Source organism: Flammeovirga sp. MY04 (assembly GCF_001682195.2).
Classification (GTDB): domain Bacteria; phylum Bacteroidota; class Bacteroidia; order Cytophagales; family Flammeovirgaceae; genus Flammeovirga; species Flammeovirga yaeyamensis.
In genome coordinates, this window is sequence record NZ_CP003560.2 from 3,699,332 (window position 1) to 3,717,551 (window position 18,220).

Below are 18,220 nucleotides of genomic sequence, written 5' to 3' on the forward strand. Positions count from 1 at the left end.
GCTATATACTTTGGTGTAAATTCAATCAATCTATTTTTCTCACAGAAAATAAATCCTATTCATTAATTTGATCTAGTAGATCACCCGAAAGTTGAAGGATAGAATACTCAGCCACTTTGGCGTTGTACAAAGCATCGTTCAATCTATTCTTAGCGGTTTGAAGGTTGGTTTGTGCCGTACGGAAATCGATGCTTGTCACCTGACCAAGTTCATATTGTTCTTTGGTCTGTCTGAAGTTCATTTCCGCCTGCTCCATACTTTTCGCCTCCATATTGGCAATGCGTTGTTTATAATCGTAATCCGACCATGCATTCATTACGTCTCTTTGCAATTCTTTGGTCAACTGCATGGTCGTTTCTTGTTGAGCGATTACGTTTAACTTGGCATTCTGTTCTTTTTTCTTTTGTTGATGTCCGTTAAACACATTAAACGACATCGTTACTCCGGCTTGCATTCCCAGGTTTTCACTATATAAAACCTGACCTGCATCGTTGTTCATTCTATTGTATCCGTAAGAGGCATAAGTAGATACTGTCGGTACTTTTGATGCTTTTGCAATCTTCAAATCCAATTCCGTAATCTCTTCTTGTTTCTGTTGTGCTAATAATGACAAGTTCTCCGTCATTGCCTTATCCAAAATCACATCGGCCGTTAAACCTTGAATGAAATCGAAATTAGAATCTACTTCGTAAAGTGCATTTACCTCTCCGCCTAATACTACATTCAGTTTTCTAATCGCAGTATAATAAGCTTGTTCAGTTTGAAGGTATGAAGTGCTATCGCTATTCAAATCCACCTCGGCATTTAATACTTCCAACTTTGTCGATTGACCCAATAGGTAACGGTTTTTCAATCGTTCCAATCGTTTATTTGATGTGACAATCGTCTCCTTGGAAATATTTAAATTCTCTTGCTCACGAGAAATATCATAAAATGCTTCTACCACTTGAAGCACCGTTGTTTCTACTTCTTGCTTAAATCGAATCTCTTCCAAAGTCGCACTCTCACGAAGTTGGTTCAAGGTAAATCGATTACCATTACCGTTAAAAAGTACATAATCCATTCTAATATTAGCATCATAAGTAGTCGATGCAGCATTGTCCAAGACCATTCTATTATCGGAATCAGAAGGAGCCCCAGTGTTCATAAACTCCATTTCTGTATCGTTATTGCTATAATCTGCAGTAGCATTTGCGGTAACTGAAGGAAGTAATCCCGCCATACCAGCCGTCGCATTATTATTAGCTTGTTCTTTATTTACAGCAACTGCTTTTAAATTATGGTTGTTGGTTAAAGCCAATTGAATGGCGTCGTTGATACTCATTTTTTCCTGAGCAAAGGTGTTTCCTGCCAACATCAAGAAACTAAGGATAATAATATTAAGCTTCTTCATAGTCGTATGCCAATTCTTTGATTGCTGATTCTACTGATTCTTTTTCTACTTTCACTCCCGTGTTCAACTCTTTCAGCTTCACCTTAATTTGGTTGAACATCTTGATACAAACTGGAAGTATAATCAATGTAATGAGTGTCGCTCCTGCAATACCGTAGGAGATGGTAATCACCATTGGAATCAAGAACTGAGCTTGTAAACTTTTCTCTAATACCATCGGTCCCATACCTGCAACAGTGGTTACTGTGGTTAAGAAAATCGGACGGAAACGAGAGACACAGGCTTCGATTAACGCCTCATCGAATTTCAACCCTGCCTTTAAGTTGAGGTTGAAAGCGTTAATCAATACCAAGGCATCATTCACCATCACGCCGAGTAAGGCAATGATTCCCATAAACGACATCAAACTAATTGCAAACCCATGGATGTAGTGTGCTAATACTACCCAAATGAAACTCAGCGGTACTAAAGCAAATACTGTAAAGGCTTGACTGAATGATCTTAAAGTGAAGACTACTATCGTAAACATCAGGATAAACACAATCGGAATCACTTTGACTGCAGAATTAGAAACTTTCTCTTGTTCTCTCTTTTGGCCATCAAAGTCGGCTTCCACCGTTTGATGATCATGAAGAAGATCTGGTAACAATTCTGTTTTTATCTTATTGAGGATATCTGGAAGGGCATCATCTGGATTTTTCAGTTGAGCCGTTAATTTCATCTCTCTGTTAAAATCAATGTGATTAATTGATGAGTAACCGTCTTCTATTTCAAAGTTGGCTACTTCAGAAAAAGGATAAGCGACACCATTACCCATTCTGATTTTCATCTTTTCAAGGTCTCCGAAGCTGTTTCTGTTATCCATATCATAACGTACCCACACCTTCACTTCATCTTGTCCTCTTTGGATTCTCTGAATCTCGTACCCAAAGAAACCTTGACGAATCTGTGAAATCACCTGCTGTTCCGTTAAGCCTAACTGATAAGCTTTTTCTTTTAATGAGATATGGATTTCTCTATTCCCTGTTGGGTTATTGTCCTTTACGTTTCTCAACTCAGGCATCTTTTCCATACGGAGTTTCAATTCCTTTTTCACCACTTCCAGTTCGTCCAAATCATCACCTCTTAGAGAAACTACCACAGGATCACCGAAAGGTGAGAATGAAGCAAAACTGATGGATTCAGCTCCTGGAATCTTACCAATTTCTTCCGACAACATGTTACTTACATCTGCCGTAGAACCCTGACGAACTTCTGCTCCTAATAAAGTAAGGTTAAACTGTACTTGATGTCCAGACCCCATGTACACCATATTCACCATCTTGATAATATCCTTATCGCCTTGCTGATTAGGTCTCATTTTATCGTTGACAACATCAATGGCTGCTTCGATTTGTTGTACTCCCTTTTCGGTAACTTCTTGCTGTGTACCGTTCGGCATCACCAATGTGATGGTTACATCATCTCCTTCAATGTTAGGGAAGAAAGTAGCAGGAACGACTTTTTTTGCCATCATTCCTACTGAGAAAATAAACAGGGCAATAGTAATACTAAACGTGATGGCTTTATTCTTAAGAGCGAACGCTAAGACGGGTTTATATACTTTATCTCTAAATAAGAATAAGTATTTATCTACCGTTTTGATAATGATATTCGACTCGGTTTTCCCATCTTTTTTAAATGCTTTTGAGAAGGCTAAATGCGCAGGTAGTACAATCAGACATTCGATAAGCGACACGAATAATATCAATCCTACGATCCAGGACATGTCTTTAAAGAAATCTCCCATTGTACCGTCCAAGAACAAGAAAGTGGAGAACGCTACGATGGTGGTCAATACAGCAGAGATGACTGCGGGTAATACCTCCATGGTACCATCAATTGCAGCTCTGATCGCTGGTTTTCCCTTTTCGTAATGCTGATAGATGTTCTCCGCCACAACAATTGCGTCGTCCACAAGAATACCTAGAACTACAATCAATGCAAAAAGAGAAATCATATTGATAGTCACCCCTGTAAAGGAGATCAGAATAAACATTCCGAAAATGGAGAATGGTATTCCTAAAGCTACCCAAAAGGCGATTCTTGGGTTCAGGAACAAGGATAAAACAACCAATACAAGGACAATACCCATCACACCATTATCAATTAGTAAGTCCAAACGCTGACCTAATAAATCGGATTGATCTCGGATGACATCAATGTGTAATACTTCGTTTTGTTCGTTAAATGTTTTGATATAATCGTGAAGCACATCTGCTGTTTGAAGAATATCTTCACTGAAAGTATTATTGATAGTAACCGTTACCGCTCTTTTACCATTTAGTGTGGCTCTAGCGGGAGCATCTTCCCATTGATCGACTACTTTTGCCACATCTTTCAAACGAATCACACCTCCATTATCCGTTTGACGAATAATAATATGATCCAACTCTTTTGATGAATACCCTTTGTTATTGGCTCTAATGTAAAACTCCTCTTCACCGTCTTTGATACTACCGCCTGTCATATCCAAGTTTGCTCCTTGAACAGCCATGGCCACCTCTTCAAAAGTCATGTTATAACTTTCCAAGGCATCTTCCTGAAGTAAAATAGCGATCTCTTCACTTGGGTATCCTGAGATTTCAATTTTAGAAATCCCTTTCATCGCCAATAAATCTTTCTCGACTTTTCTAGCCGTTTCTTTCAACGATTTTAGAGAAACACCCTCTCCAGTAATACCAAACATGAAACTGAAATTGGAATCTTCGTGCTTGGATGAAACGACAGACTCCACATCCAAAGGGAAAGAAGAAATACCTTCAACAACGTTTTTCACACGAGTAAGGGCTTCGTCCATATCTGTTCCTTTGAACATCTCCAACGTAATCTTACCTACGTTTTCCTGAGAGTATGAAGTGATCTGATCCAACCCTTCCAATCCTTTTAATTCTTCTTCGATTTTGAGGATCACTCCCTCTTCAATCTCTTCAGCAGAAGATCCAGGATAAACAACATCTACATAAATAAATCGCATAGGAGCGTTGGGCATAAACGTACTCGTCATATTTCGAGCCGCCATAAAACCCAGTACCAGTGTCAGTGCCATCACTAAGTTGACCGCCACTGGAAATTTGATAAAATAGGATATTAATTTCTTCATGATCGTTCAGCTTAGTTCAATACTTGTACTTTCATTCCTGTGTAAGGGTTTTTGATATTGGTCATCAACACCGCCGTTTTCGTTGGCACTCCTTTTACAATCGCATCCGACTTAAAGGTTTCCATCACTTCGATTTCTTGCACTTCCAACTTATTGTCCTTCACTACATAAACTTGATTGTCATTGAAGATCAATTTTCTTGGGATCAACATCGCATTCTCGTAAGCGGCGCTATTCACTTGAGCCATTAAGAACATTCCTTCTTTTAAATCTTTTCCAGAAGTTTGGATATAGACTTTCACACTCTGAGAATTCGCATCCAAAGTATTTCCAATTCTGATCACCGTACCCGTCCATTCCGAATCTAATTCTGAAGAGTACAGCTTCACTTTATTTCCTTTTTTGAAGTGTTCGATGTTTTTCAAAGGAGCTGTCACTTCTAACTCATAAGATGATAAATTAACCATCTCTCCTAGTTCCTGACCTGCTCTTACGGCAGTTCCCGCTTCCACATCACTTTTTGATATCACCCCACTGAATGGAGCATAAATAGTGTATTTACTTAATTTTTCTTCTGATGATTTGATGGTATAATATGAGCTATAAATCCCGTTACCAGCAATAAAATATTTTTCTTTTTCCGTCTTCGGTTCAGGCAGAACTTTCAAAGGCTTTTTGATATCCAATTCTTTCAAATACTGATTCCAAGTAGGGTAACTTTCTGAAAAATCTTCTTTTAAATCAGGGAGAATAGCCGTTAACTCCGTCATGAAATTACTCTTGTCAGCCAACAACGTCATGTAACGTTCTTGCTGATCGATTTGAAGTAAAACCTGACCTTTTTTATAATAATTTCCTTCTCTAAATTTCTTAGCCGATGGTAATAAGCGACCTTCTACTTCAGCATAGATTTCGTATCTATCTTTTGCCTTCAGTTTTCCGGTTACTTCTATATTGTTTTGTAAAGTCTGAAGTTCAGCATACTCCACATTGACAGCAATGACGCTTTTGTCTTCGTTGGGTGCTTCTTCTTTCTTTTCTGGTAAAGCTTTTACTGCAAAAAATGCAGTGGCGATAATCACAGGACTTAGTATGAGGTATAAATGTTTGATCTTCATTTCCAATTAGATTTTCTGATATGTTTTTGATGATTGATTACGATACAAACATCCTCAAACTCTCCCTCTATATAAATTAAAGGTAGACGAAGCCGGAAAATTGGGGGATGAACCTTGAATATTCGGGATGAATCAAAAAGACAGTTTTGAGTAAAATCTCATTTTTTGAGGTAAATTATAGGTATTCAAAATGATTCCTTTTTATATTAGTTGGGTAAAACTTACTATACCTATTCGATTACAAACCAATAATCAACATGTACAACGAACCTATGTTAAGGGACAATGCACTCCAAGGAAAAAACTACATCGTTACAGGTGGAGCAACAGGATTGGGCAAGTCCATGACAAAATATTTTTTAGAACTCGGCGCTAACGTAACGATCTGCAGTCGTAAAGAAGAAAAGCTCAAAGCAGCCGCAGATGAATTGGAAGAACAAACAGGCAAACGACCATTTTATGTGGTTTGCGATGTCAGAAAGTACGATCAGATAGAAAATGTCATCAAAGAAGCCTCCCATAAATTTGGTCAGATTGATGGTTTATTAAATAACGCTGCAGGTAATTTTATCAGTCCTACAGAACGACTTAGTCACAAAGCTTTTGATACCATTGTTGATATCGTTTTAAAAGGAACCTATTATTTCACTTTGGCGATTGGTAAGCATTGGATCGCCAACGGTATTAAGGGAGTGATGCTGAATATCGTCACTACTTATGCTTCTACCGGATCAGGGTTTGTGGTGCCTTCTGCTTGTTCAAAAGCAGGTGTTTTAGCTCTAACAAGGTCATTAGCGGTGGAATGGGCAAAGTACGGTATTCGTGCGAATGCTATTGCGCCAGGGCCATTCCCTACAAAAGGTGCTTGGGATAGATTGTTCCCAGAAAATATCAGAGAACAATTTGATGAAGCAGGTAGAGTGCCTGTAGGCCGTGTGGGTGAACATCAAGAACTCGCCAATTTAGCCGCCTATCTAATGTCAGATTTCTCTGCGTATATGAATGGAGAAGTGGTGACTATTGATGGAGGTGAGTGGTTAAAAGGAGCCGGAGAATTCAATCATTTAGATGCAATACCTTCTCCTGTTTGGGATGATATCGCCTCATCCATTCGTCAATCCAATAAAAAAAAATAAATAGTAGAAGCCACTGCTTCAAAAAATAAATCCCCTTAAAAATCATTATTTGATTTTAAGGGGATTTATTAATTTAAAAGTCTTGACAAAAAAATAACTGAAGAACATCATTAAGATATTCTTCAGTTAAACTATAGTATAATCACCAACTATTTGATGATCAATTAATCATTACTTTCGTCCTCGTCTTCGCCTAATTCTGCAGCTTCTTTTCTAGCTTCAGCTCTGTCGATACGAGCTTGAACATCTTTTACATCCATTTTTTCCTTTAGAAGAAAAGCTGTTCTGTATTTCTTTTTGATTTTTGTGTGTTCAGCATGCGCCGTTAATCTATCGTAGTAGTAACCTGCTTTCACCTTATAGTTCGGTTGCTCAAAAGTAAGGTCAACTTCGTAGTTACCAAATCTTTCTTTAAGGTTATACACTACATCTTCTGCTCTAGCTCTATCTCTTCCCGAATACACTAATATTCTATAGATAGGAATACCACCTAAATCTCTTGAAGATAAATCTCCTAAAATAGTATTGACCTCTTCATTTACATCACCTGTAGGTAAAGTAGTAGACGTTACCGCTTCTTCCACTTCTTGAGGTTTTGAAGCTTCCACTTTTTCTGGGGTTGGCATGTATTTCGAAAAATCAGTATCAATTAAATCTGCCGAAGAAGTGGTCGTGGTTTGAGAAGGTTTACAGCTTATCGCTCCTAAAAATAAACCAACTAAAAAAAATCGTAAGAGTAACTTCATAATAATGATCAGATAATATTCTATTTTCTATGGAGTTTGAATGTAAAACAGGAGTGGATCCTCTTAAGAGTCCACTCCTGAATATATATTTTTGAACTACTATGATTCTAAAATCACGCAGTTACCTTTTTCTACATCCACCTCAACAGTTTTGTATTTCACACCTTCTTTTACCGTACCGTCTTGATACTTTACAGTTACACGGTCGTTTCTTTGGTATGTTTTATCACTGTGTCTTGGCTTCACCACCTCTACAGGACCTCTTGGTGCTTGTGGAGGAACACCCTCGCCTTGTTGAGGTTTTGGATCATTTCCTAAAGCTGAACCTGCTTCTGCTTTCGACGCTGTCACTTGTGGTTCAGGACGTCTTGGCTGTTGAGGAGCCGCTGGCATAGGAGGTTGCTCTTGTACAGGAATTCTAGCTTTTGATAAGAACGAGATAATCTCGTCGTTTACTTCTGCTAAGAATGACTTGAACAACTCGAATGATTCAAATTTATAGATCAATAATGGATCTTTTTGTTCGTGAACGGCGTTTTGAACTTGTTGTTTCAACTCGTCCATTTCACGTAAGTGATCTTTCCACAAGTGGTCGATTACAGCTAAAGTAGCACTTTGACCTAAAGCAGCGCTCACCTCATCTCCGTCAGAAGATAATGCTTTATCAAGGTTTACATTGATTTGGAACATTCTGTTACCATCCGTAAATGGCATCACGATGTTTTCAACTACACCACCTCTTTCTTCTTTCACTTTTTCGAAGATAGGTTTTGCTTTCTCCCAAATCGATGCATTTTTCGCCTTGTAATGCTCTAATGCTTCTTTATATAATTCTTGAGTTAAATACTCTTCATTATGTTCTTGGAATCCTTCTTCACTAATTTGAGTGGTTACACCAAGAATTTTTAATGCATCTAATTTGAATCCTTCGTAGTTACCTACGTGAGTTTCTGAGATATTTACACAAACATCAAAGAATGAGTTCATGATATCTACTTGAAGACGATCTCCAAATAAGGCGTTTCTACGACGACGGTAGATCACCTCTCTTTGGTAGTTCATCACGTCATCATATTCTAGTAGACGCTTACGAATAGCAAAGTTATTTTCCTCTACTTTTCTTTGTGCTCTTTCGATAGATTTAGTAATCATTGAGTGCTGAATTACTTCACCCTCTTCCAAACCTAATCTATCCATTACAGATGCAATACGGTCAGAACCGAATAAACGCATCAAGTTATCTTCCAATGAAACGAAGAATTGAGAGGATCCTGGATCACCTTGACGACCTGAACGACCTCTAAGCTGACGGTCTACACGACGAGATTCATGACGTGATGTACCGATAATTGCTAAACCACCTGCTTCTTTTACTTCTACAGGTAACTTAATATCCGTACCACGACCTGCCATGTTGGTTGCAATAGTTACTGCACCTGACTGACCTGCTTTGGCTACAACCTCTGCTTCACGACCGTGTTGTTTCGCGTTTAAGACTTGGTGCTCAATACCTCTCATCTTCAACATACGAGACATGATCTCTGAGTTTTCTACTGATGTTGTACCCACAAGCACTGGACGTCCTTGTTCTACCAACTTCAATACTTCTTCAGCTACAGCGTTGAATTTCTCACGAACAGTCTTGTAAACAAAATCCTCTCTATCCGCACGAACAATCGGACGGTGAGTTGGAACTGTTACTACATCCAATTCGTAGATTTCCCAGAATTCACCTGCTTCAGTAATTGCCGTACCCGTCATACCCGTTAATTTATGGTACATACGGAAGTAGTTTTGAAGCGTTACTGTTGCATACGTCTGAGTAGCATCTTCGATTTTTACGTTTTCTTTTGCTTCTAGTGCTTGGTGAAGACCGTCAGAATAACGACGTCCTTCCATCACACGACCTGTTTGCTCATCGACGATTTTTACTTTATTGTCTACCAAGATGTAATCTACATCTTTTTCGAATAAAGTATACGCCTTAAGCAATTGTTTCATCAAGTGAATACGTTGAGATTTTGTATCGAAGTCCGCAATCAAAGCATCTTTTGCTTCAATTTTAGCTTCGTCTTCCATCTCAGGATCATTTTCAATTTTACCAATACCTGTTGCCAAGTCAGGTAAAATAAAGAAGTCTGGAGAGTTGTGACCTGTAACGGTTTTGATACCTTTTTCAGTCAACTCCACACTGTTGTTCTTTTCCTCAATCACGAATAACAAAGGTTCATCCGCTTCAGGCATACGACGGTTGTTGTCTTGCATGTATTCGCCTTCCACTTTTTGAAGCAATTGCTTCATTCCTTCTTCACCAAGGAATTTAATTAGAGGTTTATATTTTGGAAGTGATCTGTGTACTCTTAGTAATTGTAATCCACCTTGAGTCTTATCACCATCTTTGATTAATTTTTTCGCCTCGTTCAACATTTTTTGAGCCTGCTTACGTTGCTCATCTACTAATGTTTGAACCTTAGGTCTTAATTCAGCAAACTCTTCTTGTTGATCACCTTTAGGTACAGGACCTGAGATAATCAAAGGAGTACGAGCGTCGTCAATAAGAACAGAGTCTACCTCATCAATCATGGCAAAGTGATGTTCTCTTTGCACTAGATCGTCCTTATCTCTCGCCATGTTATCACGTAGGTAATCGAAACCAAATTCGTTGTTTGTACCATAAGTGATATCAGAACGATATGCTTTTCTTCTTGATTCAGAGTTAGGTTGGTGCTTATCGATACAATCTACCGATAAACCATGGAATTGGAATAAAGGAGCATTCCATTCCGAGTCACGCTTTGCAAGGTAATCGTTCACAGTTACAACGTGAACACCACGCTTAGCCAATGCGTTAAGGTAAGCTGGCAATGTACCTACGAGTGTTTTACCTTCACCCGTCATCATTTCACCTACTTTACCTTGGTGAAGGAAAATACCACCCAATAACTGTACATCGTAGTGGATCATGTTCCATTCTACTTCGTTACCTGCAGCCAACCACTTGTTAGACCAAGTAGCTTTATCTCCATCGATGGTTACGTTCTCGTATTTTGCCGCCATTTCGCGGTCATAATCCGTTGCAGTAACAGTAATTGCTTTATTTTCTGTATATCTACGACCTGTTTCTTTTACTACAGCAAACGCTTGAGGTAAAAGGTCCATTAAAATTTCTTCTAATTTCTCATTTCGGTCTTTCTTTAGCTTATCAATATCTTTAAAAGCTTTGTCCTTGAAAGCCAAATCCAATTTTGGATCGTTTTCAACTGACTCTTTTAAATCACCAATTTGCTTGTCGATACCTTGTAATCCTTGCTCAATATAATCGATGAAATAAGCAGTCTTAGCTCTTAACTCATCATCGGAAATATTTTGAAGCTTTTGATATTCAGTATTAATTTTATCAAGATAAGGGGTAATTTTCTTTAGGTCCCTTTCTGATTTTGTACCAAAAACCTTTGAAAATAATTTGGTTATGGAATCTAACATATATGTATTTTAATTGTATGATCTTAACGATTGAACTGACTACCTATTTTAGTGCTTAGATAATCGCAACAAATTTAATGTAATTAAACGATTTTCAATAGTTACTAGATAGAAGATATATATGATTATTCACATTTTTTACTATGAAGCAAAAAAAACCGAAGAAAATCAGAGTTTTCTTCGGTTTTTCATTTATTTCTTAGACTTTATTGTTCGTCTGTTTTCCATAAACTATCCACTTGCATGGTAAATACTAATGATGATCTACCTGGAATACTTGGAGGACTCCCGGCCACACCGTATCCATAAGTTGAAGGAATGACAACCTTCGTCTTTTCATGCTCGTGCATTTCAAACAATGCAATATTCCACCCTTCGATAACTGAAGTTTTTCCAAGTACTACTTCAAAAGGCACACCTGTTAAAACATTACTATCAAAAGGAACAGCTTCAGGTCCCATTACCCAACCCGTATAAGTTACGTGAATAGAATCACCAAAAGAGATTTTTCTATCCGGGTTAATAGGCTCTCCAGTAGTCGTACCTGTTGATGTCATATACACACCAAACTTAAAGTACTGATCTACATCGCTATCATTATCTGCAACAAATACACTATCCGCAACAATGTATTGTCTGATTAAAAAATCTTCGGCAGCTTCTTCGTTTATTTCTTCAAGTACTTCCGTTTTTGTTGTACAAGAAAAGATGCTGAAACAAGCAGCGAATACTAAAAATAAATATGGAATGCGAATTTGCATAGTTTTATAAAAATTGACTGATTTTATTAATCTTCGTCTGCTTCCACAGTGATTTCAAAAACCAACGTTTTGAAAGGACGGATTTTTTTGAACAAATCAAAAGTTTGTGCGTTATCACCAGTATCCCAATACGCAGTATGCGATGGTAATACAAAGATAGCAGTTTCTCCTTTTTTCATTGTTCTTAATGCTTTGTACCAACCATTAATTACTTGAGATGAAGCGTTGCTATCATTAGCATCTTTACTACTTTCGTAAACTACAACATTTAATGGAGAATCAGCATCTTCATTAGAATCAAATACGATATTTTCTCTATTAGGCGATGTTACACCGATAAATTTACCTTCGTAACGAACATTAACTGTATCTCCTGCTGCAATCACATCACCTGATCCTTCTGTTACTACCTTTTTAACGATGTAATCTGGTAACTCAAGTAATTGACCATCTTTACCATATTCTTCTTCAACAATAGATTTGTTTGTGAATAAAGTATCTGATACATCTACATTAATCCCTAAAGAATCTTTTGCATAAGTAATTGCCAATTGCTTTTCGTGTTCTGCTTGAGTGTACACATTTCTCACAGCTTTAATTTTTAGATTCTCAGCTGTAACAATATCATTGAATTCTAATCCAATACCTGTAGAAGCCGTACCTCCAAATGCTAAATAAGATGGAATATAAACTCTTTCTGGTACTTCAATACCATTTAGATTAATTACTGCATCCATGTAACCTAAGCAAATTGCACCTCTACGCATTGCAAAAGTATATGTAGAATCTTTTAAGAAAACTTGTGTAACCAAGTTATCAGGATCAGTATCAACTTGTTCGTTACCGATAAGCGATTGATCAAATCTTCTAAGGTCTAGAGTAGTTTCAATAATACGTGTATCATGACCACTTTCGTCTGGTTTAGCAGGTGGGAAAAGGATTCCCGCGTTAGGAGTAATGTATACCCCGTAACCTGAACCTAATGATGAAGTTTTGAAATACTCAATATCATTATCGTTCAAGTAGTTTTCCAGGGTTTGAGTATCCTGAGCTACGTAATCGACAATGTCATTTTTAAGACATCCTGATAAGGCTAATAAGAAGCCTGCAGATGCAATAAATTTAAAGAACTTGTTGTAAGTATTGTTCATAAGATAAGTAGGTTTTATTAAATTAGATTTCAATCATTTCACCTCAAATTAGAGGAATACAAATCTACCCTATTGTATGACAACAAATTTACCACTCTTGACAGTGGTAAATCTGCTGTATTTAAATATGTTATAATTAAATAAGTCTATTTAAGAAACTTATCTTAATCCTTAAATTATTTTGAAGCAGGAGTTTCAGCTTTCGTGAAGTCAACTAACTCAACGTCAAATTTAAGAACAGAATTGGCTGGAATTTGAGCACCCATTGCTCTTGGTCCGTAAGCTAATCCAGAAGGGATATACAAAGTAGCTTTAGCCCCTTTGTTTAACAAAGCGATACCTTCGTCCCAACCTTTGATTACTCTACCTTGACCCAATACAAACGGTAATGGTTGCCCACGATCTACAGAAGAATCGAATTTAGAACCATCTAATAATGTACCTGTGTAGTGTACTTTCACATTATCACCTGCCGTAGGGTTCTCACCTTTACCTTCTTTAGTGATGATGTAATATAAACCTGATTCTGTTTTCTGAACACCTTCAATTTTGTTTTCAGTTAAGAAATCAGTGATTACTTTATCGTCTGTAGCTTTTTGTGCTTCAGCAGCTGCTTCCATTTCAGCCTCTTTTACTTGAGTATAGTCCTCTCTGTTATCAAATACTCTTGAGATACGAAGACCAACTTTTACTACGTCTAAGCTGTCTTTTACGAATGGAGGTAACATTTTACCAAAGAAATCTTTAGCAACAATAGACATTTGAGTTGAATCACCCTCATGAGCCATTGTTAACATCTCGATAATTGGATCAATTTGTTGACCTTCAGCAATTGCTTTTTTGAAAACTGAATCTGGAGGAAGAACGAACATTTCGTACTCACCTCTACCCATCATAGAGTTTTCGAATAATGTTGAGTCTTTATCATCAGAAATACTGAATTTAAATTCTACTACATTGTTTTCGATTGGTTTCACTCCATTTCCGCTTTCAACAATTTTAAACTCTTTCCCTGAAGGAGTTTTCTTAGCACAAGCAACAGCTCCCAACATAAGGGCAGCTACTGCAATTTTTTTAGTAATTTGCATATTTAGTTCAATAAAAAATCTATTTCAGTTTCTCTTCTAAAACTTTCTTAAACAAGACTACTGCCTCGTCTATTGTCATTCCGTCCACTCGGCCTCCTGCTGCGTTTTTGTGTCCACCGCCATTAAAATGTTCGGCAGCTAAATCAGCAACAGAAAAATCTCCAATTGAGCGAAGAGATACTTTAATTCCATCTCTTTCGTCTTTTTCTTTAAAAATAGCAGCGATTTTGATTCCGTTGACAGATAGTGCATAGTTCACTAATCCCTCAGTATCTCCAGACTGCAGTTTAAAGTGATCTCTATCGTCTTGTGAAACTGTAAAGAAACCAGTATTTAACTCTGGCCAAAACGTTAGATTTTCTTTTAATGCATGACCAAGAAAACGTAATCTTGTCTCTGTATTATTATCATAGATTAGATTGTAAAGACGAGCTGTGTCTAATCCTGTATCTTTAAGTGCAGCTGCAATTCTTAATGTACGGCTGCTTACACTAGGATATTTAAACGACCCAGTATCAGTAACAATACCTGCATATAAACATGCTGCGATACGTTGGTCAATTTTATTTGTTCCTTCGTCTAAATCTATAAACTCATAAATCAACTGAGCAGCAGCGGCAGCATCAATATCCCAAAGTTCATAGTCGGCGAATTCTACTTTTCCTCTATGATGGTCGATCATTACAATGGTTTTATTGCTTAATTGCTTTTCAACCATTGGACCTAAATCTTCTATTCTACTTAAGGCAGAAAAATCTACACAGAAAATAGCATCAGCGTTATTAATAATTTCCTCTGAAGCCTCTGCGTTTTCTTTATCATGAATAACAACTTCCTCATGTCCTGGCATCCAATGTAAAAACGAAGGATAGTCGTTCGGTGAAAGAACAGTTGTCGTATGCTCGAATTTTCTTAAATACCACGACAAACCCAAAGCTGACCCTATTGCGTCGGCATCCGGTTTAGTATGTGGTATAATCACCACATTTCTTGGCTCTTCTAAGAATTCTTTAAGCGTATTAAAATTATGCATAAATTAATTTCTCGTAGCATGATTACATAAACAATCAAATCGTCAAATAAATCATACTGGTGCATATGAATTAGCACACAAAAGTCTTAAAAAATGTACTCTTAATCAATTTATTATCAATTATCTAACCTGTTTATGTACTTTATTTAGTTTTTTTTGACACTAAACCACAGAACTTCAAGGTTTTAAAGCAATAATAAATCTAAATTAAATTCAATTTACAATTGAAAATAAAAGGTAAAAACAGACTCGATTTGTTAAAAAAAAGAAATTACACAACCTTTTTATTAATCAATCGTTCGAACAGAACAAAGGATAATAAAAATTGATTAGGTAGTAGATTAGTTAAGATCGTGCGAAAAAGGGACTTCACTTTGTGATATCCCTTTTTTTATTTCAAAAGTTACCTAATTCTGATTTCTAAGCTTGTATTTGATTAGTTAGTTAATCACTCATTACCTAAATTTGTCAACTTAAGTATTTTGAGTACCAACTGATGTAACAGTTGGTGATCTAAAAGTGAATTAAATTAACGGAACACATTGGCGAAAGGGAAATCTAAAGCGAAGAAGGAAACTCCAATGATGAAACAGTTTAATGCGATTAAGGCAAAGCATCCGACCGCGATGCTACTGTTTCGAGTAGGTGATTTTTATGAGACATTTGGTGATGATGCCATCACTGCTAGCAAAATTCTTGATATTGTCTTAACGAAGCGTTCGAATGGAGCAGCTTCCGAAATGGCGTTGGCAGGTTTTCCACATCATTCTTTAGATACCTATCTACCTAAATTAGTAAAAGCTGGGCAAAGAGTTGCTATTGTAGACCAATTAGAAGATCCTAAAACAGCAAAAGGTGTCGTTAAAAGAGGCATTACGGAGTTAGTAACTCCTGGCGTTTCTATGAATGATAATGTACTGAACGTAAAACAAAATAACTATTTGTGTGCAGTACATATTGTGAAAGGTCATTTAGGTATTTCTTTCCTTGATATTTCGACTGGTGAATTTTTTGTTGCACAGGGCGATCAAAATTATATTGATAAACTACTTCAAGGGTTTGCCCCTTCAGAAGTTTTGTATTGCCGAAACGATCAAGAAAAGTATAAAGAACTTTTTGGTGATGCCTACCCTACTTTCCGTCAGGATGATTGGGTGTATACATCTGAATATGCTTATGATAAATTAACCGGTCATTTTAAGACAAAAAACTTAAAGGGATTTGGTATTGAAAATCTTCCTCTTGCGATTATCGCTGCGGGTGCGATTTTAAATTATTTAGAGCTGACGGAACATCATCAGATCGAACATATTCATCAGATCAGTAGGATTCAGGAAGATAAATATGTTTGGTTGGATAAGTTTACTGCAAGAAGTTTGGAGTTGATTTACCCTCAGAATGACGGTGGTATTCCTTTAATTGATATTCTAGATCGATGTGTGACTCCTATGGGAGCACGTTTGATGAAAAAATGGACTGTACTCCCTCTTAAAGACAAGAAAAGTATTGATCATCGCTTAGCTGTAGTCAATTACTTTGTAGAAAATGAAGACACGGCAGAAGATGCCTTAGCTCATTTAAGGCAAGTAAATGATATTGAGCGTTTGATATCAAAAGTGGCGGTTGGAAGAGTCAATCCAAGAGAATTAGTCTATATCAAAAAGGCTTTACAACATTCGGCACCTATCAAAAAGTTGTTATCGACTTGTCAGGCTTCCGAAATTAAAGAGATTGCAGACCATATTAATACTTGTGATGTTCTTGTAGAACGTATCGAGCAACAATTACAAGACAATCCTCCTATCAACCCTGCCCAAGGAAACATGATCCGAGAAGGGGTAGATAAAGATTTGGATGAGTTACGTATGATCTCTCATTCTGGAAAGGATTTCCTTCAGAAAATTCAGGAAAGAGAAAGTGAACGTACAGGAATTCCATCTTTAAAAATTGGTTACAATAAAGTATTCGGCTACTATTTAGAAGTTCGAAATACGCATAGAGATAAAGTGCCTCAGGAATGGATTCGTAAATCGACATTAGTCAATGCCGAGCGATACATCACTGAGGAATTAAAACAATACGAAGAGAAAATTCTGAATGCGGAATCACAGATTTCGGTAATTGAGAATAAAATCTTTATGGATTTGGTGCACTCAGCCAATAAGTACATCACTCCTATTAAGCAGACGGCTTCCACTTTAGCTAAGATTGACTGCCTGCTTTCTTTCGCTATTAATGCGATCGAATATCAATATGTTCGTCCGAATATTACAGACGATCAGGCGTTGGATATTAAAGAAGGACGTCACCCAGTGATCGAAAGACAATTATCCGCCGATGATCCTTATATTCCTAACGATGTCTTCTTGGACAATCAAGAGCAACAAATCATGGTGATAACTGGCCCTAACATGTCGGGTAAATCGGCTTTGCTTCGTCAGACAGCTTTGATAGTTTTGATGGCACAAATGGGATCGTTTGTTCCGGCAAAAGGAGCCAATATTGGTATTGTAGATAAAGTATTTACCAGAGTAGGTGCCTCAGATAACTTATCGAAAGGTGAATCTACGTTTATGGTAGAAATGACGGAGACGGCGAGTATTCTAAACAATATATCTGATAGATCTTTGGTCTTAATGGACGAAATTGGTCGTGGTACAAGTACTTACGATGGTGTGTCTATTGCATGGGCAATTGTAGAGTATCTGCACAATCATCAAAAAGCGAGAGCGAAGACGTTGTTTGCTACTCACTACCATGAGTTGAACGAATTGGCCGAAGATTTCCCTCGTATCAAAAACTTCAATGTATCTGTAAAAGAATATCAGAAGAAAATTATCTTCTTGAGAAAACTGAAGGAAGGAGGAAGTGAACATAGTTTCGGTATTCATGTCGCTCAATTGGCCGGAATGCCGAATAATGTGGTGAGAAGATCTGAAGAAATTCTTGATCACCTAGAAAAAGATAAAAGAAAGGAAAAAAATAAAGAAAAAATCAAAGAGGTTCCGAAAGAGAATTATCAACTTTCTATATTTGATACAGCTTCGGACCCTGTAGCTAAAAAATTAAAGGAAGAAATGGAACAATTGGATATCAATACCATGACTCCTTTGGATGCTATGATGAAGTTGAATGAACTAAAAAAGCTTTTATCTTAAATTATTTTTTT

11 protein-coding genes are annotated in these 18,220 nt (G+C 37.2%); 2 read left to right on the top strand and 9 right to left on the bottom strand.

The window, feature by feature from the left end; genetic code table 11:
* Positions 1–55: 55 nt before the first annotated feature.
* From MY04_RS14825 to MY04_RS14835, 3 genes are read right to left on the bottom strand one after another with little or no spacing between them, the layout of a single operon-like run.
* On the bottom strand, positions 56–1,393 hold the full coding sequence (locus MY04_RS14825) for a TolC family protein (protein WP_066210792.1): 1,338 nt from the start codon (positions 1,391–1,393) through the stop codon (positions 56–58).
* Positions 1,380–4,535, bottom strand: coding sequence for an efflux RND transporter permease subunit (locus tag MY04_RS14830; RefSeq protein ID WP_066210793.1), 3,156 nt, complete (start codon positions 4,533–4,535; stop codon positions 1,380–1,382). Before MY04_RS14830 ends, MY04_RS14825 begins: the two co-directional genes overlap by 14 nt.
* Positions 4,536–4,546: 11 nt before the next feature.
* Positions 4,547–5,653: an efflux RND transporter periplasmic adaptor subunit gene (locus MY04_RS14835; RefSeq protein WP_066210794.1), complete on the bottom strand. Its 1,107-nt coding sequence runs from the start codon at positions 5,651–5,653 to the stop codon at positions 4,547–4,549.
* Positions 5,654–5,910: 257 nt separating this feature from the next.
* Between MY04_RS14835 and MY04_RS14840 the strand changes: the two genes are divergently transcribed.
* Positions 5,911–6,789 carry an SDR family oxidoreductase gene (locus MY04_RS14840; RefSeq protein ID WP_066210796.1) on the top strand — a complete coding sequence of 293 codons (879 nt, stop codon included), beginning with the start codon at positions 5,911–5,913 and terminating at the stop codon, positions 6,787–6,789.
* A gap of 164 nt (positions 6,790–6,953) precedes the next feature.
* On the opposite strand, the gene MY04_RS14845 is transcribed toward MY04_RS14840, so the two are convergent.
* The 6 genes from MY04_RS14845 to MY04_RS14870 form a co-directional block, all read right to left on the bottom strand.
* The gene (locus MY04_RS14845; protein WP_066210798.1) at positions 6,954–7,535 is read right to left on the bottom strand and encodes an SPOR domain-containing protein; all 582 of its coding nucleotides are present in this window, start codon (positions 7,533–7,535) and stop codon (positions 6,954–6,956) included.
* A 99-nt stretch (positions 7,536–7,634) separates the two neighbouring features.
* Complete coding sequence (gene secA, locus MY04_RS14850; protein ID WP_066210800.1) at positions 7,635–11,018, bottom strand: preprotein translocase subunit SecA; 3,384 nt, start codon at positions 11,016–11,018, stop codon at positions 7,635–7,637.
* Between the two features lie 206 nt (positions 11,019–11,224).
* Positions 11,225–11,779 carry an FKBP-type peptidyl-prolyl cis-trans isomerase gene (locus MY04_RS14855; protein WP_066210802.1) on the bottom strand — a complete coding sequence of 185 codons (555 nt, stop codon included), beginning with the start codon at positions 11,777–11,779 and terminating at the stop codon, positions 11,225–11,227.
* A gap of 26 nt (positions 11,780–11,805) precedes the next feature.
* Positions 11,806–12,930 carry an FKBP-type peptidyl-prolyl cis-trans isomerase gene (locus MY04_RS14860; RefSeq protein WP_066210803.1) on the bottom strand — a complete coding sequence of 375 codons (1,125 nt, stop codon included), beginning with the start codon at positions 12,928–12,930 and terminating at the stop codon, positions 11,806–11,808.
* A gap of 176 nt (positions 12,931–13,106) precedes the next feature.
* Positions 13,107–14,018 (bottom strand): FKBP-type peptidyl-prolyl cis-trans isomerase, encoded by a 912-nt coding sequence (locus MY04_RS14865; protein ID WP_066210806.1) that lies wholly within the window; start codon positions 14,016–14,018, stop codon positions 13,107–13,109.
* A gap of 19 nt (positions 14,019–14,037) precedes the next feature.
* A complete protein-coding gene (locus tag MY04_RS14870) occupies positions 14,038–15,051 on the bottom strand; it encodes a DHH family phosphoesterase (RefSeq protein ID WP_066210808.1) in 1,014 nt (337 codons plus the stop codon).
* 542 nt (positions 15,052–15,593) lie between these two features.
* On the opposite strand from MY04_RS14870, the gene mutS reads away from it, so the two are divergent.
* On the top strand, positions 15,594–18,209 hold the full coding sequence (gene mutS, locus MY04_RS14875; RefSeq protein ID WP_066210810.1) for a DNA mismatch repair protein MutS: 2,616 nt from the start codon (positions 15,594–15,596) through the stop codon (positions 18,207–18,209).
* Positions 18,210–18,220 lie beyond the last annotated feature (11 nt).

What these genes read in the sequence shown, in the direction of transcription:
- MY04_RS14825 (WP_066210792.1), bottom strand. Translation starts at nt 1,393, where the DNA reads ATGAAGAAGCTTAATATTATTATCCTTAGTTTCTTGATGTTGGCAGGA.
- MY04_RS14830 (WP_066210793.1), bottom strand. Translation starts at nt 4,535, where the DNA reads ATGAAGAAATTAATATCCTATTTTATCAAATTTCCAGTGGCGGTCAAC.
- MY04_RS14835 (WP_066210794.1), bottom strand. Translation starts at nt 5,653, where the DNA reads ATGAAGATCAAACATTTATACCTCATACTAAGTCCTGTGATTATCGCC.
- MY04_RS14840 (WP_066210796.1), top strand. Translation starts at nt 5,911, where the DNA reads ATGTACAACGAACCTATGTTAAGGGACAATGCACTCCAAGGAAAAAAC.
- MY04_RS14845 (WP_066210798.1), bottom strand. Translation starts at nt 7,535, where the DNA reads ATGAAGTTACTCTTACGATTTTTTTTAGTTGGTTTATTTTTAGGAGCG.
- secA (WP_066210800.1), bottom strand. Translation starts at nt 11,018, where the DNA reads ATGTTAGATTCCATAACCAAATTATTTTCAAAGGTTTTTGGTACAAAA.
- MY04_RS14855 (WP_066210802.1), bottom strand. Translation starts at nt 11,779, where the DNA reads ATGCAAATTCGCATTCCATATTTATTTTTAGTATTCGCTGCTTGTTTC.
- MY04_RS14860 (WP_066210803.1), bottom strand. Translation starts at nt 12,930, where the DNA reads ATGAACAATACTTACAACAAGTTCTTTAAATTTATTGCATCTGCAGGC.
- MY04_RS14865 (WP_066210806.1), bottom strand. Translation starts at nt 14,018, where the DNA reads ATGCAAATTACTAAAAAAATTGCAGTAGCTGCCCTTATGTTGGGAGCT.
- MY04_RS14870 (WP_066210808.1), bottom strand. Translation starts at nt 15,051, where the DNA reads ATGCATAATTTTAATACGCTTAAAGAATTCTTAGAAGAGCCAAGAAAT.